The sequence below is a fragment of the Kocuria himachalensis genome (genome assembly GCF_054784195.1).
The window spans coordinates 561,676-580,127 of sequence record NZ_BAAGPL010000019.1; the positions used below are offsets into that span (position 1 = coordinate 561,676).

At 69.7% G+C, this 18,452-nt stretch carries 14 protein-coding genes and 1 pseudogene; 2 read left to right on the forward strand and 13 right to left on the reverse strand.

From position 1 onward, the window contains the following. The first annotated feature begins 143 nt into the window (after positions 1-143). Entirely contained in the window at positions 144-1,736 is a 1,593-nt protein-coding gene (mdlC, locus tag ACYVM4_RS15040; protein ID WP_368822126.1) for a benzoylformate decarboxylase, read from the forward strand. 271 nt (positions 1,737-2,007) lie between these two features. On the opposite strand, the gene ACYVM4_RS15045 is transcribed toward mdlC, so the two are convergent. The 12 genes from ACYVM4_RS15045 to ACYVM4_RS15100 form a co-directional block, all read right to left on the reverse strand. After that, a complete protein-coding gene (locus ACYVM4_RS15045) occupies positions 2,008-3,399 on the reverse strand; it encodes an MFS transporter (protein WP_460669048.1) in 1,392 nt (463 codons plus the stop codon). Positions 3,400-3,454: 55 nt separating this feature from the next. Next, positions 3,455-5,350 (reverse strand): FAD-binding monooxygenase, encoded by a 1,896-nt coding sequence (locus tag ACYVM4_RS15050; RefSeq protein WP_460669049.1) that lies wholly within the window; start codon positions 5,348-5,350, stop codon positions 3,455-3,457. A 43-nt stretch (positions 5,351-5,393) separates the two neighbouring features. Then, the gene (locus tag ACYVM4_RS15055) at positions 5,394-6,209 is read right to left on the reverse strand and encodes an HpcH/HpaI aldolase family protein (protein ID WP_460669050.1); all 816 of its coding nucleotides are present in this window, start codon (positions 6,207-6,209) and stop codon (positions 5,394-5,396) included. Beyond that, on the reverse strand, positions 6,194-6,979 hold the full coding sequence (locus tag ACYVM4_RS15060; RefSeq protein ID WP_368822131.1) for a 2-keto-4-pentenoate hydratase: 786 nt from the start codon (positions 6,977-6,979) through the stop codon (positions 6,194-6,196). Before ACYVM4_RS15060 ends, ACYVM4_RS15055 begins: the two co-directional genes overlap by 16 nt. Positions 6,980-6,995: 16 nt before the next feature. After that, the gene (gene hpaD, locus ACYVM4_RS15065) at positions 6,996-8,162 is read right to left on the reverse strand and encodes a 3,4-dihydroxyphenylacetate 2,3-dioxygenase (RefSeq protein ID WP_460669051.1); all 1,167 of its coding nucleotides are present in this window, start codon (positions 8,160-8,162) and stop codon (positions 6,996-6,998) included. A gap of 65 nt (positions 8,163-8,227) precedes the next feature. Beyond that, a complete protein-coding gene (gene hpaE, locus ACYVM4_RS15070) occupies positions 8,228-9,787 on the reverse strand; it encodes a 5-carboxymethyl-2-hydroxymuconate semialdehyde dehydrogenase (RefSeq protein ID WP_460669052.1) in 1,560 nt (519 codons plus the stop codon). Continuing rightward, positions 9,784-10,473: a GntR family transcriptional regulator gene (locus tag ACYVM4_RS15075; protein ID WP_368822135.1), complete on the reverse strand. Its 690-nt coding sequence runs from the start codon at positions 10,471-10,473 to the stop codon at positions 9,784-9,786. The genes hpaE and ACYVM4_RS15075 overlap by 4 nt, the downstream gene beginning before the upstream one ends. Next, positions 10,470-12,038, reverse strand: coding sequence for a fumarylacetoacetate hydrolase family protein (locus ACYVM4_RS15080; RefSeq protein ID WP_460669053.1), 1,569 nt, complete (start codon positions 12,036-12,038; stop codon positions 10,470-10,472). The genes ACYVM4_RS15075 and ACYVM4_RS15080 overlap by 4 nt, the downstream gene beginning before the upstream one ends. Positions 12,039-12,250: 212 nt before the next feature. Beyond that, positions 12,251-12,412 (reverse strand): hypothetical protein, encoded by a 162-nt coding sequence (locus tag ACYVM4_RS15085; protein WP_460669054.1) that lies wholly within the window; start codon positions 12,410-12,412, stop codon positions 12,251-12,253. 31 nt (positions 12,413-12,443) lie between these two features. After that, positions 12,444-12,884 carry a hypothetical protein gene (locus ACYVM4_RS15090; protein WP_460669055.1) on the reverse strand — a complete coding sequence of 147 codons (441 nt, stop codon included), beginning with the start codon at positions 12,882-12,884 and terminating at the stop codon, positions 12,444-12,446. A 52-nt stretch (positions 12,885-12,936) separates the two neighbouring features. Beyond that, the gene (locus ACYVM4_RS15095; protein ID WP_460669056.1) at positions 12,937-14,505 is read right to left on the reverse strand and encodes an APC family permease; all 1,569 of its coding nucleotides are present in this window, start codon (positions 14,503-14,505) and stop codon (positions 12,937-12,939) included. A 3-nt stretch (positions 14,506-14,508) separates the two neighbouring features. Beyond that, positions 14,509-16,572: a primary-amine oxidase gene (locus ACYVM4_RS15100; RefSeq protein ID WP_460669057.1), complete on the reverse strand. Its 2,064-nt coding sequence runs from the start codon at positions 16,570-16,572 to the stop codon at positions 14,509-14,511. Positions 16,573-17,048: 476 nt separating this feature from the next. On the opposite strand from ACYVM4_RS15100, the pseudogene ACYVM4_RS15105 reads away from it, so the two are divergent. After that, a pseudogene (locus ACYVM4_RS15105) lies at positions 17,049-17,180 on the forward strand (aldehyde dehydrogenase family protein); the annotation flags it as partial. Between the two features lie 71 nt (positions 17,181-17,251). Here the strand turns inward: ACYVM4_RS15105 and ACYVM4_RS15110 are convergent. Continuing rightward, positions 17,252-18,286, reverse strand: coding sequence for an AraC-like ligand-binding domain-containing protein (locus ACYVM4_RS15110; RefSeq protein ID WP_460669058.1), 1,035 nt, complete (start codon positions 18,284-18,286; stop codon positions 17,252-17,254). Positions 18,287-18,452: the final 166 nt, after the last annotated feature.

An 18,452-nucleotide genomic window follows, 5' to 3' on the forward strand; every position in this document is an offset into this window, starting at 1 on the left:
CGGTTCCGGTCGTCCTGCACCCGTGGAGTTTGAGACCATCAAGCACGGCCTCGTAGCGGCCTGAGAACGATCGCCCCCGAGAGTCAGCCGCACTCGGGGCAGTCCCGGCCATGTTGCACCACTCAATTGATGGGAGTCGAACAATGGGAGACGACAGGACAGTTCTGGAGGCCTCCACGGATGTGTTCCGTGCTCACGGAATGACCACGATCTTTGGCAACCCGGGATCCAACGAGCTGCCCTTCCTGGCCGGGCTGGGCGAGGACTTCGACTTCGTGCTGGGACTGCACGAGCAGGTGGTGGTGGGCATGGCCGAGGGCTATTCTCGCGCCACCGGCAAGCCGGTCCTCGTGAACCTGCACGCCGCGTCCGGAACCGGCAACGCCATGGGCGCATTGACCAACGCCCGGTATGCTCACGTGCCGCTGGTGCTGCTGGCGGGGCAGCAGGTCCGACGCACGGTCGGGCAGGAAGCCATGCTCGCCAACATGGAGGCGGGAATGCTGACCTACCCGCTGACCAAGTACGCGCACGAACCCCTGTCCGCCGCTGATGTGCCACGCACGCTGTCCCAGGCCGTGCTCGAGGCCACCACCCATCCACAAGGCCCTGTCTACGTCTCGGTCCCACTGGACGACTGGAACGAACCGGCCCTTCCCGATGACGCCCTGCTCGTCGAACGCTCGGTGACCACAGCGGGGACGCTGCCCGACCAGATCGCCCGTGAACTGATCGCCGCCGTCGACGACGCACAGAGCCCCGCACTGGTGCTGGGACCCCAGGTCGACGCAGCCGCCGTCGCGGATCCCGCGGTTTTCCATGCCGTGGTCCAGCTGGCCGAGCACGCCGATGCGGCGGTGTACGTGGCCCCGTCACCGTCGCGTGCCCCGTTTCCCACCACCCACCCCAACTTCGGCGGCGTCATGGTCCCGGGGATCGAGTCGGTGCGCCGTCGGCTGTCCGGGCACGACGCGGTGCTCGTGCTCGGCGCACCGGTGTTCCGGTACCACCGGTGGGAGCCCGGAGACTACCTCGAACCGGGCACGCAGGTGTGGCAGGTGACACAGGACCCGGCCGAGGCCACCCGCGCACCCTTCGGCCGGGCGGTCATCGCCGACGTTGCCGACGCCATCACCGTGCTGGCCCAGGGCGTGCGGGATCGCGGTGCTCGGCGTCCGGAGCGCCGGCTGCCCGCGGCGAGGACCTCCCCGGAAGGGATGACGGGAACAGAGATCCTGGAGGTTCTGAACCAGCACGTCGACGACCGCGTGGTCTACGTCAATGAAACCACCACCCTCGACCTGGAATATCTCGAGCGGGTCGCGATCGACCGACCGGGCGGGTATCACTTCCCGGCATCCGGCGGTCTCGGCTTCGGTCTGCCGGCCGCCGTCGGGATCTCCCTTGCCGTGCCGGAGGCGACTGTCGTGGCCACTGTCGGCGACGGGTCCGCCAACTACGGCATCACCGCGCTGTACACGGCGGCGCAGCAGGGCACCCGCACCGTGTTCGTGATCGTCAACAACTCCGGATACGGCGCACTGGCCGGGTTCGCCCAACGCATGGGCGTGCCTGACGTGCCGGGCCTGGTCCTGGGAGAGATCGATTTCGTCTCTCTCGCCCAGGGGTACGGGGTGCGCGCCACCCGCACCACCACGCGGGAGGAGTTCGAGCGCGCCTACCAGGACGCTCTGCAGGCGGACGGCCCTGCACTCATCGACGCCCGGGTGGTGTGAGACCTGACGGCTCGGGGCGAGACCACGAGTGAAGGGAGCAGGGCGGCGCAGGCGGGCGCACCGGACGGGTCCGGGCGCCGAGCTGCGGGCACCGCGTCGGTTCTGTGGTCCTGACGCAGGGGGCTTCCTCCCTGTTCAGCACCCGTCCGGTCCACTCGGGTCCACTCGGGTCAGCCCGGGCCCGGTCTGCCGGCGAGGAGCTCCACCCCCAGGGCGCGCTGGTGGGTCCTCGCCCCTGGCGGGCGCGAAGCCCGCCCCGAGGCCGGGGTCCCTACCTCCTGGAACCACTCATCTGACGGGGCCGGGTCGGCGCCGGGCGCTTGTCGAACACCGTGCTCCCGATCTCCTGCTCGGCCTGGTTGTTGATGGACAGGTCGATCCTGGAGCGGTCCCGGACCAGACTGACGGCGATCAGTGCCACCGCGCACATCCCGATCAGGTAGACGGCGATGGCGGGCGTGCCACCGGTGGCGTCGAGCAGGGCCTGGGCGATCATCGGCGCGAAGGCGCCACCGAGGATGGCGCCGATCGCGTAGGAGATCGACACGCCGGAGAACCGGATGGATGCCGGGAACAGCTCGGAGTACAGGGAGGCCTGGGGGCCGTAGGTCAGGCCCGTACCGATGCAGATGAGGCCCAGTCCGACGTACAGCTTGACGAGGGAGCCCGAGTCGATGAGCAGGAACAGCGGCCAGATGGTGAGGATCAACCAGGCGTAGCCGATCTGGTAGGTGAGCTTGCGCCCGATGTAGTCGGAGATGATCCCGGCCGCCAGCGTGGAGATCAGCCATACGGTGGCGGCGAAGGTCATGGCCACCAGCACGTCGGTCCGGGAGAGCCCGACGGCGTCGGACGTGGCGTAGGCGGGGATGAACCCGCCGGTGGACATGTAGCCCACGGCGTTGTTGCCCACGAAGATCAGGGCCGCGAGGGCCACGAGGTGCCAGTACTTGCGGAACAGCTCCACGATCGGGACGCTCGCCTGCTCCTTCTTCTCGGCGATCTCCTGGAAGACGGGGGACTCGTCCACGGCGATGCGGACGAAGTAGCCGATCGCGATGAGGACGACAGAGGCGATGAACGGGACACGCCAGCCCCACTCGAGGAACTGGTCCCCCGGGGAGATCACCCCGGTCATCAACGCGGTGACGGCGGTGGCCAGCAACAGGCCCAGGGGCACGCCCAACTGGGGCATGGAACCGGCCAGACCACGGCGCTCGGCCGGCGCGTGCTCCACGGCCATCAGGGCCGCCCCGCCCCATTCGCCGCCGGCGGAGATGCCCTGGATGATGCGCAGGAGAAACAGCAGCACCGGGGCGATCACCCCGGCGGACTGATAGGTGGGCAGCAGGCCGATCAGGGTGGTGGCCCCGCCCATCATGATCAGAGTGGTCATGAGGATGACTCGGCGACCCAGCTTGTCGCCGTAGTGCCCTGCCAGGAAGGCACCCAGCGGGCGGAACAGGAAGGAGATGCCGACCGAGGCGAAGGACAGCAGCAGTCCGGCGGATTCCCCGGCGGGTTCGAAGAACAGCTGGGAGAACACCAGGCCGGCCATGGTGGCGTAGATGAAGAAGTCGTACCACTCGACGGTGGTGCCGATGAGCGTGGCAGCGGCGACGCGGCGCTGGTTGGCCCGAGCCGAGTGTCGGGATTCGGTCATGGTTACCTCGGAGGCGTTGATGGTGGGGAGCGTGGTTGCGGGTGGCCGGGACCGGTCAGCGGCTGAAGATCGGCGTCAGGAACTCCGACAGCTTGGAGGTCGCGGTCAGCGGCAGCACGTGGGCGACGTACTGGTCCGGGCGGACCACGACGACCACGCCATCCCTGCTCAGGCCGCGGGCCTCGTAGATGTCGTCCTCCGGGTCCGTGCCCCACACCTTGTTCAGGTTGGAGATCTGGAACTTGCCGACCTTCGGGCGGAACACGGACGGAACCTTCATCAGCTCCACCCCCTCGTGCGGCTGCTGGTAGACCACGTTGAGGTCGAACAGGGCGTCGAGGTCCTGGCCTCCCGGAGTGAACCGGCGCACCGGTGACTCCGCGGAGTCCATCCACTCGGCCCAGGCCCGCAGCTTCGAGTCCTCCGCGGACGACACGGCGGCGTCGGCGAAGGCGTAGATCCGCCACCGACCGTCGGCGGTGTGCTGGTGGCCCAGGAACTTCGGGTTGGTGTCCGAGACGCGCTTGACCGGGTGGGCCTTGAAGCGCTTGCCCAGGGGGAAACCTGTGGCGAGGTCCTGGTGGGTCGCCTCGCCCACGAGGAGCCCGGCCGGGTACTCCGTCATGAAGCCCGCCGGGAATTCGGCGGTCTTCTGGTAGAAGTCCTCCAGCGCGGACGCGCTCTCCAGCTCCTCCGGCTTGGCGGCCATCATGGAGGACCATTCCCGGTCGAAGTCGATGAGGTTCTGGGCCACCGGCTGGCGCTCGGCCGAGTAGGTGGACAGCAGCGACTCCGGGCTCAATCCGGTCAGGACGTGGCCCAGCTTCCAGCCCAGGTTGAACGCGTCCTGGATGGAGACGTTCATGCCCTGGCCGGCCTTGGCCGAGTGGGTGTGGCAGGCATCGCCGGCGATGAAGACCCGCGGGCTGCGCTGTCCCTCCTCCTCGGTGGGGACGTCGTCGAAGCGGTCCGTCACCCGGTGGCCGACCTCGTAGACGCTCCACCACGCCACGTCCTTCACGTCCACGGTGTAGGGCGTGACGATCTGGTTGGCCTGGGCGACGATCGACTCGATCGGGGTCCTGCGGACGGCGCCGGCGTCGTCCGGGTCGACCTCGCCCAGGTCCACGTACATGCGGAACAGGAAGCCGCCCTCGCGCGGGATGTGCAGGATCGAGCCGTGCTTGGACTGGATGGCGCACTTGGTGCGGATGTCCGGGAAGTCGGTCTCGGCCAGGACGTCCATGACACCCCACGCGTGGTAGGACACGGCACCCACGTGCTGGGCACCGATGTCCCGGCGGACCTTCGAGTGCGCGCCGTCGCCCCCCAGGACGTACTTGGTGCGCACGACGCGCTCCTCGCCCTGGCTCACGCCGCCCTCAGGCTGGTCGCCGGTGCGCTTCAGGGTGACGGCGACCGGGTACTCCCCCTCGCCGACCTCGAGCTTGACGAACTCCCAGCCGAAGTACGGTTCGGTCCGGGACGGGGCGTTCTTCGCGAAGCGGGCGAAGTAGTCCAGCACGCGCGCCTGGTTGACGATCAGGTGCGGGAACTCGCTGACACCCGTGGGGTCGTCCACGGCCCGTGCGGTCCGGACGATGTGCTCCGGGTTCGCGGGGTCCGGCTTCCAGAAGTTCATCTCGCTCAGGTGGAAAGCCTCGGCGGTGATCTCCTGGGCGAAGCCGAAGGCCTGGAACGTCTCGACGCTGCGGGCCTGGATGCCGTCGGCCTGACCGATCTCCAGCCGGTAGGGGCGGCGGTCGACGAGGCAGGTCATGACCTCCGGGAAGCTCGCCAGCTGGGCGGTGGCGGTCATGCCGGCGGGGCCCGCGCCGACCACGAGCACGTCCATGGTCTCGGGCAGCTCCGGGGAACGGTCGATGCCCACACCGGCGGCGGGCTGGACACGGGGGTCCGTGGATACGTACCCGTGGTGGTGGAACAACATGGGGTCTCCTAATGCGGGGAGGTGGTTCTGCGGTCTGATCGGTCTACTCGGTCGGCGCGGCGGTGCCGCACCAGGTGTCGGCGAGGGTCTCGGTGGCCCGTGCCAGGAGCGCGACGTCGGCCCCGACGTTCACGAAGTCGGCCCCGGCCGCCACGTAGTCGCGGGCCCGGTCGGCGGCGAAGGCGTTGACACCGACGAACTTCCCGGCCGCCTTGACCTGGTCGATCACGGTCTTCACGGCCGCGACCACGTCCGGGTGGTCCTGGCGGCCGAGCAGGCCCATGGAGGCGGCCAGGTCGGAGGGACCGATGAAGATGCCGTCGATGCCGTCCACCGCGGCGATCTGCCGGGCGTTCTCGACGGCGGCCGCCGACTCGACCTGGACGACCAGCGTGACCAGGTCGGCGGCTCGGTTCAGATAGTCCGGGATCCGGTTCCATCTCGCCGAGCGGGCCAGTGCGGAGCCGACGCCCCGGACCCCGTGCGGCGGGTAGTGCATGGCACGCACCGCCGCCTCGGCGTCCGCGGCGCTGTCCACCATCGGGATGACGAGGGACTGGGCGCCCAGGTCGAGGTACTGCTTGACCAGCACGGCGTCGAGGGCGGGCACGCGCACCACGGGGACGACCGGGTAGCCGGCCATGGCCCGCAGCTGGGACTGGACGGTCTCCAGCCCCAGCGGCGCGTGTTCGCCGTCGAGCAGGAGGTAGTCCAGACCTGCGGACGCACAGATCTCGGTGCTGGACGGGTCACCGGAGCTGATGAACATCCCGGCGGCGGGACGGCCGTTCCGGCCGGCGCGCGCCGACGTCGTGAACAGGTCCTTGAGGCTGGGCTGCGGCTCTAGGCGAATCGGCATGTGATGGTCCCTAACTCTCCGTAGTCGGCGTACACGGTGTCCCCGGCGTAGACCCACATGGGGCGGGTGAAGGACCCGGCGAGGATGATCTCCCCGGCCTCCAGCCGGTCCCCGTGGCCGGCGATCCGGTTCGCCAGCCAGTGCACCCCGTTGGCCGGGTGGTTGAGCACCCCGGAGGCCACCCCGGTCTCGATGATCTCCTGGTTGCGCCACAGCGCCCCGGCGACCCAGCGCAGGTCGACGGCGTCCGGGGCGACCGGGCGGCCCCCGATCACCATGGAGCCGAGCGCGGCGTTGTCCGAGATGGTGTCCGTGATGGTCCGGCCCTCCATCTCGATGCGCGAGTCCAGCACCTCCAGGGCCGGCACCACGTACTCGGTGGCGCGCAGCACGTCGAAGAGGTTCACGCCGGGGCCGGCGAGGTCCTCCTTCAGGACGAAGGCCAGCTCCATCTCGATGCGTGGGTGGGTGTACCTCGCCCACTCGTAGACGTGGCCGGACTCGACCACCTGGTCGTCGAAGATCACCCCGTAGTCCGGCTCGTCGATGCCGGTGGCGTCCTGCATGGCCTTGGAGGTCAGCCCGATCTTGTGCCCGGCCTTGGTGCGGCCGGCCTCCTCCTGCCGCTGCGCCCAGATCCTCTGCACCGCGTAGGAGTCCTCGATCTCCATCTGCGGGTACCTCTGCGTCAGCCGCGGCACCGGCGTGCGGTCCAGTCCCGCCCGGTGCAGCTCATCGGCGATCTTCACATGGGTCTCGTGGTCCAGCATCGTCCCGGTCCCCCGCTCAGAGCTGGTTTCCGAGCTTGAAGCCCTTGGCGGCCTCGCCCTTGTAGGTGCCGTGCTCGTCGCCCTCGCGGGTGTAGGAGAACCCGTCGGCGCCGATGGTCACCTCCATCTCGGAGCTCTCGGTGCGCTTCACGACCTCCTGCGGGTTGCCGTCCAGGTCCAGGACCAGGGAGGCCTCGGTGTACCAGGACGGGACCACCGGGTTGCCCCAGAAGTCACGGCGCTGGTTGTCGTGCACGTCCCAGGTGACGACCGGGTTGTCCGGGTCGCCGGTGTAGTAGTCCTGGGTGTAGATCTCGATCCGGTGGCCGTCCGGGTCGAGGATGTACAGGTAGAACGCGTTCGAGACGCCGTGGCGGCCGGGTCCGCGCTCGATGCGGTCGGAGATGCGCAGGGCGCCCATCTTGTCGCAGATCGCCAGGATGTTGTGCTTCTCGTGGGTGGCGAAGGCCACGTGGTGCATGCGCGGGCCGTCGCCACCGGTCATGGCGGTGTCGTGCACGGTCGGCTTGCGGCGCATCCAGGCGGCGTAGGTGGTGCCCTCGTCGTCCTGGATGTCTTCGGTGACGCGGAAGCCCAGGTCCTGCATGTACGCCACGGCGCGCGGCACGTCCGGGGTGACCTGGTTGAAGTGGTCCAGGCGGACCAGCGCGCCCGGGGTGTACAGGTCGTAGCGCCAGGCCAGCCGCTCGACGTGCTCGACGTCGTGGAAGAACTCGTATGGGAAGCCCAGCGGGTCCTCGACGCGCACCGAGTCGCCGATGCCCTTGGTGAAGCCCTCCGTGCGGCGCTCCACGCGGCAGCCGAGTTCCTCGTAGAAGGCCACGGCCTTGTCCAGGTCCTCGGGGCTGCGCACGCGGTAGGAGAAGGCGGCGACGGCGGCCACCGGGCCCTTCCGGAGCACGAGGTTGTGGTGGATGAACTCCTCCAGGGACCGCAGGTAGACGGCGTTCTCGTCCTCCTCGGTCACGGTCAGCCCCAGCACGCCCACGTAGAACTCCCGCGAACGCTTCAGATCGGTGACGACGAGCTCCATGTAGGCGCAGCGCAGGATGTCCGGCGCGGGGGCCTGCGGGGTCGGGACCGGGTTGTCGGAGTGGATCGGGGCTTCCTGCGAGACGTAGAAGCCGGAGGACGTCATCGTCCGGTCGTCGAGGTGGGTCATGGCTGTCCTTGCTCTGGTCAGGGTGAGGGGTGACGGTCGGGATGTCGGGCGGGCGACGCCGTGGCTCAGGCGTCGCCGGTCCGGGCGGATGCGGCGACCTCGTCCTTGCCGAAGACGGGGTTGTGCACCTCGCCGAGGTTGATGTGCACGGCCTGCTGGTCGGTGTAGAAGTCGATCGACCGGTAGCCGCCCTCGTGACCCAGCCCCGAGGCCTTCACGCCGCCGAACGGAGTGCGCAGGTCGCGGACGTTGTTGGAGTTCAGCCACACCATGCCGGCCTCGACGTTCTGGGCGAAGTTGTGGGACCGCTTCAGGTCGTTCGTCCAGATGTAGGCGGCGAGGCCGTACTTGGTGTTGTTGGCCAGCGCCAGGGCCTCCTCGTCCGTGTCGAAGGGGGTGATCGCCACGACGGGACCGAAGATCTCCTCCTGGAAGATCCGGGCGTCCGGGGCGACGTCGGCGAAGACGGTCGGCCGGATGAAGTTGCCCTCGGGGAACTCCTCCGGACGGCCGCCGCCGGCGGTGAGGCGGGCCTCCTGCTTGCCGATCTCCACGTAGGACATGACCTTCTCGAAGTGCTCGGGGTGCACCAGGGCGCCGACCTCGGTGGCCTCCTCGTGCGGCAGACCGACCTTCACGCGCTCGGCCTGGGCGGAGTAGCGCTCCACGAACTCGTCGTAGATGCCGCGCTGGACCAGGATGCGCGAGCCCGCGGTGCAGCGTTCGCCGTTGAGGGAGAAGACCCCGAAGATCGTCGCATCGATCGCGGTGTCCAGGTCGGCGTCGTCGAAGACGACGGCGGGGGACTTGCCGCCCAGCTCCATGGACAGGCCCTTGAGGAACGGCGCGGCGTTGCCGAAGATGATCTGGCCGGTGCGGGACTCGCCGGTGAAGGAGATCAGCGGGACGTCCGGGTGCTTGACCAGGGAGTCGCCGGCGAAGCCCTCCTCGCCGTAGCCGTGGACGATGTTGAACACACCGGCCGGCAGGCCGGCCTCCTCGAAGATGCCCGGCCACAGGGAGGCGGACAGCGGGGTGAACTCCGCCGGCTTGAGCACCACGGTGTTGCCGGTGGCCAGCGCCGGTCCCAGCTTCCAGGACTCCAGCATGAACGGGGTGTTCCACGGGGTGATGAGCCCCGCCACGCCGATCGGCTTGCGGTTCACGTAGTTGGCCTGGCGGCCCGGGACCTTGAACGCGTCGTCGTGCTGGGCGACGATCAGGTCGGCGAAGAAGCGGAAGTTCTCGGCGGCGCGCTGAGCCTGGCCGAGCGCCTGCTTGATCGGCAGGCCGGTGTCGAAGCACTCCATCTCGGCCAGGTCCTGGCCGCGGGTCTCCACGATGTCGGCGATCTTGTGCAGCACCCGGGAGCGTTCGCGCGGGAGCATGCTGGGCCACGGTCCGTTCTCGAAGGCGTCCTTGGCGGCGGCGACGGCGGCGTCGATGTCGGCGACCTTGCCGGAGGCGGCCTTGATGTAGGACTGGTTGGTGACCGGGTCCAGCACGTCGAAGGTGTCGCCGTCGATCGAGTCGACGTGCCGGCCGTTGATGTAGTGCTGGATCTTCTCCGGCAGGTTGGCCGGAACCCAGCGCCGTGCGTTGTCGGGGGTGGTCTCGGTGCTCATGGTGTGTCCTTTCGGCGTGCAGCGTCTTGAGGTGTGGTCCGTGAGGCCAGGTAGGCGTCGAGCGTGTTGAGGCGGTGCTGCCTCGCGGCGGTCTCGACGACGTCGAAGGGGGCGCCCGCTGCGATGAGGTCCAGCAGGTGGTCGTGTTCGTCCACGGAGGCACGGGCCCGGCCGGGGACGTAGGCGAAGGTGGACGAGCGCAGGGCGGCCAGCCGGTTCCAGCCGCGGTGCACCAGGTCGAGGATGTGTGCGTTCTGGTGGTGCTCGTAGAGCGTGGAGTGGAACTGTTTGTTCAGCGAGGTGAACTGCACCGGATCGAACTCGTCCAGCACTCGGCGCATCTGGTCGTTGATCTCGCGGGCCCGTTGCAGCTCGGCTTCGGTGATCAGCGGCGCGCACTGGGCGGTGGAGAATCCCTCGACCAGCGCCAGGGTCTCCATGGTGTTCTGGTACTCCACGGGGTCGATGCCCACCACGGTGGCACCGACATTGCGCTGATAGGCCACGAGGCCGTCCTGTTGAAGCCTCCGCACGGCCTCGCGCACCGGCACCACGGACATCCCGAGCTCGGCGGCCAACTGAGCCAGCACCAGGCGGCTGCCCGGGGCGAAGCGGCCCTGCTGGACACCCCCGAGGATGGCCTGGTAGGCCTCCTCCGACTTGGACTGGAGGACCTCGGTGCTCACGGAGCGTCCTGGCCGGCGCGCAGTTGCTGGTACTCCTGGTACTTGCGCTTCCATTCGGCGTTGGGCGGGAACAGTCCGTCCACCGGGTGTCCTTCGGCCACCCGGTCGTACACCCAGGCGTCCTGTTGTTCCTGCTCCCACGCGTCGGCGATCACCTCGGCCAACAGCTGCGGGGGGACGACCACGACGCCGTCGTCGTCGCCGATGACGATGTCGCCCGGCTGGACGGTGGTCCCGCCGCACGCCACCGTTCCGCCGACCTCCCAGGGGATGTGGCGGCGGCCGAGCACGGCCGGGTGGGCGCCGTTGGAGTAGACCTGGATGCCGACCTCCGCGACAGCGGCACTGTCCCGCACGCCGCCGTCGGTGATCACCGCGTTGGCACCACGCACCTTGGCGCGCAGGGCGAGGACGTCGCCGAGGGTGCCGGTCCCCTTCTCACCGCGGGCCTCCATGACCACCACGTCGTCCGGCTGCACCGTGTCCATGGCGCGCTTCTGGGCGTTGAACCCGCCGCCGAAGGCCTTGAACAGGTCCTCCCGGTTGGGCACGTAGCGCAGGGTCGCGGCGTAGCCGAGGATGCGTCGGCCGGGATGGGTGGGCCGCACGCCGTCGATCGTGGCGTTGTCGATCCCTCGCTTGCGCAGCTGCGCGGTGATGGTGGCCACGGCCGTCCCGTTGATCTTCGCCCTGAGCTCGTCGGTGAGCAGGCTGCGGTCGGGGGCCGGGGAGGCGGGCACGTAGTGGTACGGGTCGGCCTCCGCTGCGGTCGGCGGCAGTCCGGCGGCCTCGCGCGAACCCCAGGCCTCCTCCCGCTGGGTGTCGTCCACCTGCGGGCCGTGCCCGTAGGGCGCCATCGGCGCCTCGCCGGCCACCACGCGGGTGACCAGCCGTCCGCTGGAGGGAGCACCGGGCGCCTCGGGCGCGTCCACCTCGACCTCGACGACGTCGCCCGGCTGGGCCACAGAGGATCCGGCCGGGGTGCCCGTCAGGATGACGTCGCCCTCCTCCAGCGTCATGAGCTGGGACAGGTCCGCCACGAGCTGGCCGAAGGGGAAGACCAGCGCCTCGGTGGTGTCGTCCTGGACGAGGTCCCCGTTGACCCAGGTCCGGATGCGCAGCGCGGCCGGATCGAGCCCGGCGGCCGGGATGACCTCGGGGCCCAGCGGGGTGTAGCCGTCCCCGGACTTGTTCTTGACGTTGGAGCCCTTGTCGGCGTGGCGCAGGTCGTACAGGCCCCAGTCGTTGGCGGCGGTGACGCCGGAGACCTTGGACCAGCCCTCCTCCGGGCGCACCCGGCGGCACGTCTGACCGATGACCAGGGCGATCTCACCCTCGTAGGCCAGCAGCTCGGTGCCGGCCGGGCGCTCGATCGTGGCGCCGGTCCGGGCGAGGGAGGTTCCGGCCTTGAGGAAGTAGCCGGGGAACTGCGGGGAGCGGCCCCGCTGAGCGATGCGGGAGGGGTAGTTCAGGTGCAGGGCGATGACCTTCCCGGGTCGGTTCGCCCGATCGGTGAAGTCAACGGGCCCGGTGCTCCCGGGAGGAGCCGGTGTCGTCTCTGCCATGCCGTCCTGCCTTCGTGGTCTTCGGAGGTGGCCCGGGTCCAGCACCCTCAACGGTGTGGCCCAGGTCTCTTGATGAACATCGTATATGATACGAAGTGAATTGCGCCACCCCCTTCCACGACTCATGTGGCGTCCATGCGCGTGTGACGCTGCGGACGTGGGAGGCGAAGTGCCGATGCAGCCTGGGGTGGAGGTCACGGCGGCAGCGCGCATCACCACGGCCCCGGACCGGCCGTGGCGGGGACAGCGAGCAGGGCGGTCGTGGCCACGCCCAGCAGGTACTGCGTGGCGCCGATCAGCCCCGAGGCCACCCCGATCACGCCCAGCCGGGGGTGTCGAGCCGTGCGGCCGGCCGGTGGGCGAGCAGCGTGCACATCCCCGGCGGCACCCGACCGACCGTGCCGTTCAGGACCCCTTGGGGCGACGACGGCGCAGTCGGGTGGCCGCCAGGCCCCCCGCGACCAGCTCGAGCACGATGACCAGCATCATGGTGCTGTGATCAGCTCCGCCCGCGGACGCGGCCACAGGATCCGCCCCGGGACCTCCCCCTCCACGATGCGCATGCTGATGAGCTCCACCTGCGGCACCTGCCATGAGCGGGATCATCAGGACGTGGAGCAGTGCCATGGCGACGGCCATGACCATGGCCATGCGCACAGGAGCCACCGCCAGCGGCCGGCGCATCAGGCCCACCACGCAGAACGCACACAGCACGGCCATGGCGGCCATGACCAGCGACCAGCCGGCACCGTGTCCCCCGCCCACCGCCATCCATCCGTGCGCCGCTGCCGAGCCGGCGACGGACAGCACGAGACAGCCGTGCAGCAGCCCGACCGCGACGGGCACAGGTGGCGTTGCGCCCCGTCCTGGCGAACCCGCAGGAGCAGGTCGCCGCGCCTCAGTGGCGGACATCGCCGGCTGCCCGGTGAGCCGGGACCGCTGCGGCGGCCTCGTCGACGGTCCGGCCGGAACCGACTCCGGTGAAGACCTCGGGCCGGCGGCGCCGGAGGTACTCACCCCACACGAGGCCGGCCGCCCCGGTGGCCAGGATGATTCCAGGCATCACCACCGCCAGCGGACTGGGGCCTTCGGCGCCGATGAGGACGTCGAAGTTCACCAGGACGAGAACGAAGACCGTGCCGAGGCCGGTGGCCGAGAGCACCGGGGCGATCCAGCGCACCCAGGCCGAGTGCCCACCGGGATCACGGCGGAAGTGGCCGATGACGGCCGCGGAGGTGACGGCAAGGAGGAAGATCAGCCCGAAGGCCCCGGCATTGGTGAGCCAGGTGAAGAGCGTGAGCACCGGGAACAACGGGCCCAGTTCCAAGCCCTGGCCGGCGATCGCGAAGACGACCACCAGGACCACCGCGAAGGCGCTCTGGGTCAGGGAGCCGGCCACCGGAGCGTGGTTGCGAGCGCCCACCGCGCCCAGCCAGGACGGCAGCACGCTCTCACGGCCCAGGGAGAAGAAGTAGCGGGCCACGGCGTTGTGGAAGGCGATGAGCGCGGCCAGCAGGCTGGTGATGAACAGGACCTGGGCGATGTCGGTCAGCAGCACCCCCCCGTGCTGGGCGAGGAGGACGAACACGAGGTCGGGCCCGTGCTCCTGGGAGGCCGCGACGATCTGGCCGGGGCCCACGCCGACAGCCAGGGCCCAGGCGGAAACGGCGTAGAACACGGAGATGATCGCCACGGCAGTGAAGGTGGCCCTCGGCACGGAGCGTGCGGGGTCCTTCACCTCCTCGCTGTAGATGGCGCCGGACTCGAAGCCCATGAATGCGGCGACCCCGAAGGCCAGGACCGCGCCGATGCCGTAGGTGAACAGTTCGGTGGGCATCAGCGGCTGGGCGCTGATGCCCTCCGGGGCCACGGCCAGGCAGAGCACGTCGACCACGATCACCACCAGGAATTCCAGGGCGACCAGCACGGCGATCACCTTGGCCGAGAGGTCCACTCGGCTGATGCCGAGCAGGCCCACCACCACGAGTCCTGCCAGGGCGGAGGTCCACCACGGCACCCCGATGCCCAGGCGCGCTTCGAGGAAGGAGGACAGGGCGAACCCGAAGAGCCCGTAGATGCCGATCTGCATGGCGTTGTAGCTGATCAGCGCCAGCCAGGAGGCGCCGATGCCCTGGCGCCGGCCCAGTCCGTCGGCGATGTAGGCGTAGAAGGCGCCGGCGTTGGTGATCCGGGCGGACATCGCCCCGTAGCCCACGGCGAACAGTGCCAGCAGCACCCCGAGCAGGACGTAGCCCAGGGGCACCCCCAGCAGCCCGGCGACGGCGTAGGTGGAGGTCACCCCGCCGGCCAGGACGGTCAGGGGTGCTGAGGCCGCGATGATGAGGAAGACCAGGGAGGGAACGGTCAGCGTCCGGCGGTCCAGTCCCCCGCCGGCATCGAGGTGGCCGTGGGACGGGGGACCACCGGGGGTGGGCCGGTTGTCGGACGGTGTGGTGCTGGTGCTCATGGTTCAGCCCTCGCAGCGGCAGTCGTGGGTGGGGTGGTCGCCGGTGCCGGTGATCGCGTGGGCGCTCTCGACCGCCGGGACCGCGTCGGCGTGGCCGACCTCGGTGCCGCAGCAGCGTCCGCCGGCGGTGGACCAGTCCGGCAGGTCCAGCGCCGGGTTGCGGTCCAGGAAGCCGTAGGGCTTGAACCAGAAGCCGTAGTAGTCCACCGGCATGATCGGCCAGTCCTCGGTGCGCGGGATGTGGGTGGGCCCGAAGGTGTGCCACAGCACCACGTCCGTGTCGACCAGGTCCCGGTCCTGCTTCACCCAGTCCCCGAGGCCCCCGCCGGCGTGCTGGTTGGGGAAGTCCCCGGCCGGGAACCGCTCCTCGGCGTCGAAGGCGGTGACCCACAGGTGGTGGGTGGCGAACTCGGCCCGCTTCCGGGCCGAGGAGCCTTCCGCGGCCAGCAGCCGCGGGCCCGGCATGGGGATCAGGTGGTAGGCGGTGGGCTCGCCGACGTGGTTGCGCCGGTGGGGATTGGTGACGAACCACTTCCGCCCGGTCTCCGTGTTCGCGTCCCGGACGCCCTCGGACTCGCGGGTCACGTCGGTGCGCGACCACGTGAAGGCGTTGCCGTACGGGTTGTCGTCGCCCATGGGCAGGGGCACGAGGTTCTCCTCCTGCACCGAGTTCTCCGTGCCGTCGACGGCGACGTCGAGCCGGGCGCAGAAGATGTGCTGGTGCACCGGGGCCTGGATGCCGGGGGCGATCTCGGCCGAGTGGCGGTTGGGCTGCCCGGGCAGGCAGGCGCCGGCGAACACGATGCCGGTGGCCTTGGCCTCCACCTGGATGGAGCCGTCGAGGTAGAAGTACCAGAAGAAGCCGTACTCGTAGTTGCCGATCGTGGCGAAGTAGCTGATCACCAGCCGGCGGGAGCGGCGCACCTGCGGGGCCTCCCCGGGCTCGGTGTGCTTCCAGAGGATCCCGTAGTCCTCCTCGTGCATGCACACCGCGTGCGGGATCTCCATGGGGTGGCCCTCGTCGTCGGCCACGAACGCGTCGAAGTACTGGATCACACCCAGGCAGTCACAGCCGAGCTTCAGGGAGTTGGCGTTCTTGCCGAGCAGGTACTCCCCGGCGTCGAAGTAGCTGATCCAGAAGCGGGTGCTCGTGGTGTCCCCGTAGGGCACCACCATCTCCGGCACGGAGCCGCGGTAGAGCACGGAGCGGTCCTCGGCCTGCTCCCCGGTGTCGTCGCGGAAGGTGACCTGGTTGAGCACCAGGCCCTCCTGGGCGTTGAACCCGATGCGCAGCTTCCAGTTCTCCCAGGTGACATGGGTGCCCTCCACCTGGAAGGACGGGCCCTCCGGCTGGACGATGTCCAAGGGCTTCAGCGTCGTGCGCGCGGGGCCGACGTGCTCGGGGGTGTAGTTGGCGTCGGCCATGGGCACCGGCACGTCGCCCTCGTCCTCCAGGCGGAGGACCTCGCCGGCTGTGAGGTCGACGTGGGCGATGAGCCCCTCGACCGGGTGGCCCCACGGGTTGTCACCCTCGAAGCGGCGGTGGAAGGTCAGGGAGCGGATCACCCGCTTGCCGGTCTCGTCCTCTCGCGGGAAGAATCCCGGGGCCAGCGGCGAGACGAACGTGTGGGTGGTGTCCTCGATGCCGCGCCGGGCCATGGCCGCCTGCCAGCGCGGGTCCGCCTTGACGATCGCCGCGGCCCGGTCGTACTCCTCGAACAAGTACTGGGCCTGGCCGTAGGGGTGCTCCCCGGTGGGCAGGGTCTCGAGCGAGCGGACCTCTCCCGCGGTCACGGACACCACGGCCCGGCGCGTGCGGCCGGTGTCGGTGTCCAGCAGAGTGATGTCGAGCGAGCGGTCGAACGCGTCGTCGCCCTCGACGTGGCGCAGGACCACGGACTTCGACGGCTCCACCGGCAGCACCCGGGGGAACCGGGTGCTCGGGAGCAGCAGGCCGGCCTTCTCCAGCACGGCGCGGGCGGCCGAGATCTCGGCAGGTGTCAGCAGGTCCAAGGGGTGCGTGACGCCCAGTGCTGACGGGCGGAGGGTGTGGGTGGTGTCGCTCATGGCAGTTCTCCAGGTGTGACGGAGCGGACCGGGGTTCCGGCGGAAACGGTATTTCCACCCATGGTGACGTGCATTACATCGCTTGTCCTTGGGCCGGAGGGGTTCGTTCCCGGGATGGCGGTCGGCGTGCACGGAGAGTCAAGAACGGCGGTCTCCGACACCGTGGCCACCGCGGCTGCCCCTCCCTGCCGCGGTGTCCGCCACCCTCCGATGTCGATCACGGTCGTGCACGCAACGTCAAGAGCCTCGGCACTCGCGTCCTGCCCGGAGGGGTGCGACGACCAGCACAGTGAGGGAAGGACGCGGAGAAGTCCGACTCCGACAGCACCCGGACTCCGCAGTCACCCACGCACCGGCCTGACAACGAGGAGACGCACCGTGACCGCTGACTCCCCTGCCCAGCCCACCTGCTCGAGCGCGGCGGACCTCCTGGCGGCGGTCGAGTCGGCCGAAGGCGGGCGCCCGACCATGGCCCCCGCCGCGACCTGCTCAACACCGCCGCCGACGCGGTCGAGGCCAGCGCGGAGGCCCTGGCCGAGCTGCACCACCGCCCCCTCGGCGTGGTCGGAACGATCGGGCCGTGGAACTGGCCGATGATGATCGGCATCGAGGGCCTCAAGCACCTCGGCACCCCCAGGTCCTCCACGGCTGAGCGACGCCCTGCCCGCGGGCGGACGGGTCAAGCCGCCAGTGCGCGCGTCCGGGCCTGCGAGGGCGTCATGCCGTAGGCGGCCCTGAACACCCGGGAGAAGTGTGCGCCGTCGGTGAAGCCCCACCGGGCCGCGACTCGAGCGACCGGCACACCGGCGCTGAGGGGGTCCTCCAGCGCCCGGCGGCACCGTTCCAGGCGACGCGTGCGGATCCAGGCCGAGACGGTGGTGCCCTCTTCATGGAACACCTGGTGCAGGCGTCGCACGGAGATGTAGTGGGCCCGGGCGATCATCGACGGGTCCAGTTCAGGGTCCGCCAGGTGCGCCTCGATGTAGTCGTGCACGGTGGCGCGCAGCCGATCCTCTTCGTCCAAGGAGACGGAGACCTGGCCGTCCAGCTCTCGGTTGAAGGACGTGGTGAGCAGGTCCAGAGCAGAATTGCCCATGCGCTGGCCGGTCATGCCCGTCAGTTCGCCCATGTGGTCGGCCAAGGACGAGAGGAAAGACCCCACCATGCGGTGGACGGGATCCTCCGGTCCGAGCCGGCAGGCCCGTATATGGGTCACCGCGTTGGGGGGCAGATCCAGAGAAGCGTGGTCGAACATCAGCACCAGCACCCGCGCGTCGTCGGGGAACTCCAGACGGTAGGGCGCAGAGGTGTCGTAGAGGGCCATGTCCCCGACTCCCAGCACCGCGGTGCCGTCCCCCTGTTCCACGATTCCACGCCCCTCCAGCTGCACCCCGACCTTGAATCGGCCCGCTCCGAGGTCACCAGGCGCCGCGGGAGTCCGTTCGACGACGTGAGGGCTGAAGCGCAAGTGGGTGACGTGCACCTTCCCGGCCTCGCGTGCCGTCATGTCACCCCGGAAGGTGCGGGGGGATGTCGTCGTGCAGGTCAGGGGCACGAAGGATCGGGAGGAAAGCCGCGTCCAGTCGTGGATCGACGTGACCAGGGCCGGAGCCGTGGGAGCACTGGCGGGAGTACGCGATGTCGACACCATGTGACACCCTTCCCATCCTTCGTCAATGCGCATGACGTGTCGACCGTCACACTGGAAGTGCATTCTAGTTCACTCCACCGGAGACACGTGGCTCCCCCTGCAACGGAGGACGCCTCACGGCCCGGCAGGACCGGATGACGTTGACGGTGGAAGTGCCTTCGCCGGAGTTCCGCCGCAGGCGGTCTTCCGACCCGCTGCTCGGGAACTGACGGCCCCCCGACACCTGACC